This is a genomic window from Bradyrhizobium sp., assembly GCF_016462955.1.
GTDB lineage: Bacteria > Pseudomonadota > Alphaproteobacteria > Rhizobiales > Xanthobacteraceae > Bradyrhizobium.
Map to the genome: position 1 here is coordinate 1 of NZ_JAEMSD010000113.1, position 5,728 is coordinate 5,728.

Here is a 5,728-nt window from a genome sequence, read left to right on the forward strand (position 1 = left end):
GAGAAACCATGAAGGCGTCCGCTCCGTCGCCGCCATTGAGGATGTCGTTGCCCGGGCCGCCCTCCAGCATGTCGTGTCCGGCGCCGGCGCTGAGGTAGTCGTTGCCCGCGCCGCCCATCACATTGTCGTTCATGGCGCCTCCGTACAGACGGTCATCGCCATCCCCGGCTCGAAGATCGTCGCTGCCGTTGCCTCCGTCGAGAAGGTCGTTGCCGGCGTCGCCAGCCAGGTGGTCGTCGCCTTCCCCGCCATGGAGCCGATCGTCACCGCCGAGCCCGAAGTACAGATCGTTCTTGGCGGTGGCCTGGAATACGTCGGCCGCATCGGTGCCGAACTGGACATTGTTCTCGTCGATGGAGGCTTGGTATTGGGGCGAAGTCGAACCTGGCGACTGAGGGGCAGCCTCGTTGCCCTCGTCCTTGAGGAAGTGCTCCGCAGTCACATGGTTGGCGTCCGCGGCGGTCGGGGTTATCAGGTGCCGGTCATCGACGAACATGAAGTCGTCTTGGGCCAGATCGCTTTTCCAAACTCCCGCCAGCAGGACAGAGCCGTCAGCTTGTGCCGTATCCCAACTGATCAGCACGCCGACGCGAGTGTCCTGGAATTTGAACTGCTCGGGTTCGATGTTCATGACGGCGAGATGATCGAACATGCCCGGTCCTGAACGAAAATCGGTGATCACGTCGTGGCCGCTGTCGGGCGATATCACGAACGCGTCGGCACCTGGGCCGCCGATCAGAAGGTCGTTGCCCGGTCCTCCGTCGAGATCGCCATGACCGCTGCCTTCGTTGAGCACGTCGTTGCCCGCGCCGCCCGTAAGCGTATCGGCCTGATCCCTGCCGACGAGCCAGTCGTTGCCGGCTCCGCCCACCAGATGGTCCGCCCCCGAACCGCCGAGTAGACGGTCGTTGCCCTTGCCGCCGACCAGATCGTCGTCCATCGCTCCACCTTGCAGATGATCGTTTCCGCCCCGACCGAAGGCGACCGTCATGCTCGCGTCGGACCCGGCGAGGTGATTGCTGCGTGCGGTGCCGATGTAGAGCTGGTAGTCGTCAAAGGATTGGAGAGTCGGTTGGTCCGAGTGGTGCGGTTTGCTGCGCATTGCGCTACTCCCTTTTAGATCGCCAGCCCAGCCCCACAAGTTCTCGTCACGATCAACGTTCCTAGTCTATGGAGCGAACTTCGCGGCGAGCCCTGCAAGGGCAAACCCGCTCAATCCGCCCCCAGGCAACAGGGCCTTCGCGTCCATTGGGATGGACCTGTTCTCAAGGTTGGCGAGCGACCTCTTCGCCCGCGATCTCGCTGGCCTGTGTCCTCGATGATTCCTCTGCTGCGAAACGAGCGCGCCATTCCATGCTCTGAGGACCGGCGCTGCTGCATCATACGGAGGCTAGTCGTGCTTGGACAGCCACTCCTTCAGCATCCTTTGCTCCTTCTTCTGCTCATCCATTCCCTTCTCTGCCATTTTCCGAATCGTGGGATCCTTAGTCTCCTTTAGCACCGTCTCGGACATATCGATCGCGCCCTGATGATGGGCAATCATCATCTTTGCCCACGCCTTCGTGGGATCCCGGTCCATCCCCTTCTGCATGTCGGCATTCATCTTTTCCATCGACTGCATGTAGGCCTTCATCGCGGCATCCTCTGCATTTGCCGCACCAGCGCTCAGAAAGGCGAGCGCCAGAATACCGGAGGCGGCTCGCAGCAGTGCTTTGTTCGACATCTTCATCTCCTCGGTTTGCATCTAGTGTCCGCAAACGCGAGCCGAACGGGCTTGTTCCTGATGACAAGAAAGATGGTGCCGCGAAAATTCATTTCCTGGAGCCGCAGCGCCGCGCCCCGAATGCATAAGCATTCGACGTGCGCACGTTCGCTGTAGCTTCGATGCCCTGACTCGCTCTATCTCTCCTCTTCGCGTTAATGAACTGCTGGCCCTTATTTCCGCTTCTCCATCTTGGTGACGGTGTAGCCGGCTTCCGCGCTCTCGGCGTCGAACTTGACCTTGTCGCCCACCTTCACCTGTTTGAGCATCGCCGGATCCTTGACGCGGTAGACCATGGTCATCGGCTCCTCCATCCCGAGGCTCTTGGCCGGACCATGCTTGAGAGTGATCTTTCCGGCACCCTCATCGATCTTCTTGACCTCTCCGTCGATCGACGGAGACTGAGCGAGCGCTGCGCTTGCGGACAGCGCCGCCGCGAACGCGACCACAGTTGCCTTGCGAATGATTCGGTTCATCGTTTGCTCCTCTTCTGCTCAGAATCGACTTGTGCTTTCACGGTGACATGGCCGATCATTCCGTAGTCGCGGTGATCGGGGATCAGACACGAATATTCGAACTCGCCGGCCTTCGTGAATTTCCACACGATCTCTCCCGACTTCTTGGGAGCCAGCCGCACTCCGTTCGGGTCATCGTGCTCCATCTTGGGATTCTTCTTCATCAACTCGCCATGCTTAAGGTTCTCTTCCTTGGTGGCCAGCAGGAATTCGTGATCCTCCGTCCCTACGTTGCGGACTATAAAGCGGATCTGCTCGCCGCGTTTGACCTCGATGCGCGATGGCTTGAAATCCATCTCGCTCATCTCCACTTCGATGGTGCGCGAGGGCTTCGACGGATCGCCGGGCTCGCCCGCGGAATACGATTCGTGACTGTGCTGTTCGTGCGCGGCCGACGGCGCGGCGTCCGCCAGGCACATAGCCGCAACACAAGTCGTTGCGATCTTCTTCATGGGTTTCTCCAGATTGACGATTGGGCGTGCACTTCGCTCCGTCCTACATCTTCCTCCGCTTGTGGATCGATTTGTGGTCTTTGATCTTGGCCGGCCGCGATGGCGCCGGCGTCTCCTGGCGCGCCGGGGAAGCGGTGGGCGCGGCGACTTCGTACGCCACGGCGCCGGCCGGGAGTTTGTACGGGCCGGGATCGGAGTAATCGTCGTGGGCCATTCCCTCTCGGATCTTCATCACGTGAACGTGCCTCCCATTTCGATCGGACCCAACTGGCCGGTGCCGTTCATAATCGGCAGGGTGTTGTCAAGGGCGGGCATGTCTATCGCACCCATCGACATGCGCGTCGATCCCATCACCATCGCATCCGGCGCCGTGCAGATGAATGGGATGATTAGTCATGGTGAGATTGCCGATACGCACGCGCACCCTGATGCCGAGGTGCACCGGCAGCTGATCGATGCTAGAAAAAGGCGGAATTTCCATGTCCACACGTTGAAGTCGGTCATCTCGGTGACCTTCGGCAGATAGGTGCCGGGGGTCAAGGCGACGTTCTCTCTGATCGTGCTGTCCGCGATGCTGGCAACTGCCGTCATGCAGGCATCTGGCGAGAACGTCGCGCATGCGGAGAGGAGAAGCGCAATCAGCGCCGGCTGGAAAACTCCCGTAGCCGCGTGCCTGCGGAATGTTGGATTTGTGCGCCATCAGCTCTTCCTACCGCTCGGTCTTCGAGGTCGGGGTGACGCGCTCGTTCCGATCCTTCCATCCCGAAGGGGCCACTGGGCGCATGCTAACGTAAGGCGCAATGCCGGACCGATAGCGAACGGCGGGTACCGGGACCGTCGGGTCCGCGGGGTCCGCGCCAATCAACGGAACCGCCGGAATGCATCCTCCTAGCAACGTCGCTGTTATTGCGATCGCCGCGAAGGCACGACAGCCAACTCCTTCCGCGACCGAATGAACGGCGACGGGATTCGCCCCAAACTGCGCAACCATATCCGTTTCCTGAACTGTCGATTGACCACAGGTACGCACGCCCGCACGGGCGGCCGACCGCGTCTACACGATCGGTTCAGGAACTGGGGGGACGGTAAGGCGTAGGAAGCGGATCGTCCGCCATCCGTCGGTAGGCCTCGACCGCACAGCGCGAGGCCGACGCGGAAGGCTTGGACAGGTCGAGGACGGCCGCTGGCAGAGCGCTTACGCAAACCATGCCGCAGCACGAACCGTCCGCAGACTTGTGGCGATGATCCGCAGGCGCGGAATCGTCGTCCGGAGCCGTCTGGATTTCCTGGTGTTCGGCTGAGCCGGATCCGACGTCCGCATGATGGTGGGAATGTCCATCGGCGTGCACGTGCGCCGTGCCGGTCTCATGGTGGACATGAACGATGCCCATTCCGTGCTCGTTCTCCACCAGGCAGGGGGCAGCGAGCGAGCCGTCCGCAATCGCAAAGGCGAGCGAGGGCGCCATGACGCACAGCAGATAGACCAGGGCGAGCAACCGCCCCGCCCTCATCCGCCCAGCTCTCGTCAAAAACACCAACATCGAACTCCAAACGTCCAGGCACCGAAGAAGCGCGACCTTAGTCGCAAACTCCCGCTGCGCCAACTTTCTTTCTCGCGGCGAGTTCCTCCCCCGTCCCCGGAACCGGTTGGCGCCGCTGGGGCCGGCTATGTGATCGGCTCCTTTCCGATGAACCGCATGAAAGGACGTCGTCCTTCGGCGCCGAATAGGACGACCGTGTACGGCTGCTGCCGGGCGCCCTCCATCCCGGGCGAGCCGACCGGCATGCCCGGGACGGCGATCCCTCGCGCATTAGGTCGCGCGAGCAGCAATCGACGTATGGCGTCGGCCGGGACGTGTCCTTCGACGAGGAAGCCACCGATTTCGGCAGTGTGGCACGCCGCCAAATCGGGCGGTACTCCCAGACGTGTCCGCATCCTGTCCAGATCTGCCGTTTCCTCGATTCGCACCACGAAATCGGAATCTCGTAGATGCTGCACCCAACCCGAGCAGCATCCGCAGTTTGGATCCTTATGCACGGTGATCGTGGTCTCTTCGCCGAATGCGGCAGCTGCAGGCCAGCCCAGAGCTGCTGCAGCCATGAGCCGGACAAGCGACCGGCGCGTCATCGAATCGGCGTGCACCCTTGAGTTTTCGAGCTTACTTCGCATCTCCTCTCCTTATGGTGTTTCGAGGGCCCATCATCATGCCGCTCTGGATACTTCTCTTTCTTGGCCTTGTGAGGACGCGTCCGCGGGCGCTTCGCCTTCAGCGAGCCCGCGTCCCTTCAGCAAGCCGAAGATCGCCGGGATCACGATCAGCGTCAGTAGGGTGGACGAGATCATTCCGCCGATCATCGGCACGGCGATACGCTGCATGATCTCCGATCCGGTGCCTGTGCTCCACATGATGGGCAGAAGTCCCGCCATGATGGCGACCACCGTCATCATCTTCGGACGGACACGCTCTACCGCGCCTTCCATGATGGCTGCGTGGAGATCGCGCCGGGTAAGGGCGCGCCCGGCGGCAGCGCAGCCGGCCTTCATCTCGGCCAAGGCGTGATCGAGGTAGATCAGCATCACGACGCCGGTCTCGGCCGCGACGCCGGCCAGCGCGATGAAGCCGACGGCGACGGCGACCGACAGGTTGAAGCCGAGCCACCACATCATCCAGATGCCGCCGACCAGCGCGAACGGCAGGGACAGCATGACGATCAGGGTCTCGGTCATGGCCCTGAAGTTCAGGTACAGCAGCAGGAAGATGATCGTCAGGGTGACCGGTATGACGATCTTGAGGCGGGCGGCAGCCCGCTCTAGGTATTCGTACTGGCCGCTCCAGACTACGTAGTAGCCGGCCGGGAATTGAATGCTGTCGCTGACGGCGCGCTGTGCGTCGGCGACATAGCCGCCGATATCGCGGTCGCGAATGTCGACGTAGATGTAGGTCGCGAGCTGCCCGTTCTCGGTCCGTATCGAGGTCGGGCCTCGGGCCGGTTCTACC

The 5,728-nt window shown here is 61.9% G+C and carries 7 protein-coding genes and 1 pseudogene; all 8 read right to left on the reverse strand.

Annotated features, from left to right (window positions below; all coding sequences use genetic code 11):
* The coding region (locus tag JHD07_RS14360) for a calcium-binding protein (protein WP_291623195.1) at positions 1 to 1,102 on the reverse strand (1,102 nt) is incomplete at its 3' end.
* A gap of 288 nt (positions 1,103 to 1,390) precedes the next feature.
* On the reverse strand, positions 1,391 to 1,723 hold the full coding sequence (locus JHD07_RS14365) for a DUF305 domain-containing protein (protein ID WP_291623197.1): 333 nt from the start codon (positions 1,721 to 1,723) through the stop codon (positions 1,391 to 1,393).
* Between the two features lie 212 nt (positions 1,724 to 1,935).
* On the reverse strand, positions 1,936 to 2,238 hold the full coding sequence (locus JHD07_RS14370) for a copper-binding protein (RefSeq protein WP_291623199.1): 303 nt from the start codon (positions 2,236 to 2,238) through the stop codon (positions 1,936 to 1,938).
* Positions 2,235 to 2,729: a cupredoxin family protein gene (locus tag JHD07_RS14375; RefSeq protein WP_291623201.1), complete on the reverse strand. Its 495-nt coding sequence runs from the start codon at positions 2,727 to 2,729 to the stop codon at positions 2,235 to 2,237. Before JHD07_RS14375 ends, JHD07_RS14370 begins: the two co-directional genes overlap by 4 nt.
* 43 nt (positions 2,730 to 2,772) lie before the next feature.
* Positions 2,773 to 3,269 (reverse strand): annotated as a pseudogene (locus tag JHD07_RS14380) (multicopper oxidase domain-containing protein); the annotation flags it as partial.
* Positions 3,270 to 3,796: 527 nt separating this feature from the next.
* The gene (locus JHD07_RS14390) at positions 3,797 to 4,225 is read right to left on the reverse strand and encodes a hypothetical protein (RefSeq protein ID WP_291623205.1); all 429 of its coding nucleotides are present in this window, start codon (positions 4,223 to 4,225) and stop codon (positions 3,797 to 3,799) included.
* A 170-nt stretch (positions 4,226 to 4,395) separates the two neighbouring features.
* Complete coding sequence (locus JHD07_RS14395) at positions 4,396 to 4,899, reverse strand: DUF411 domain-containing protein (protein ID WP_291623207.1); 504 nt, start codon at positions 4,897 to 4,899, stop codon at positions 4,396 to 4,398.
* A 33-nt stretch (positions 4,900 to 4,932) separates the two neighbouring features.
* Positions 4,933 to 5,728, reverse strand: a 796-nt coding sequence (locus JHD07_RS14400; protein ID WP_291623209.1) for an efflux RND transporter permease subunit, incomplete at its 5' end; no start/stop codon positions are given.

Coding starts and splice junctions, on each gene's coding strand:
- JHD07_RS14365 (WP_291623197.1), bottom strand. CDS start 1,723: ATGTCGAACAAAGCACTGCTGCGAGCCGCCTCCGGTATTCTGGCGCTC.
- JHD07_RS14375 (WP_291623201.1), bottom strand. CDS start 2,729: ATGAAGAAGATCGCAACGACTTGTGTTGCGGCTATGTGCCTGGCGGAC.
- JHD07_RS14370 (WP_291623199.1), bottom strand. CDS start 2,238: ATGAACCGAATCATTCGCAAGGCAACTGTGGTCGCGTTCGCGGCGGCG.
- JHD07_RS14395 (WP_291623207.1), bottom strand. CDS start 4,899: ATGCGAAGTAAGCTCGAAAACTCAAGGGTGCACGCCGATTCGATGACG.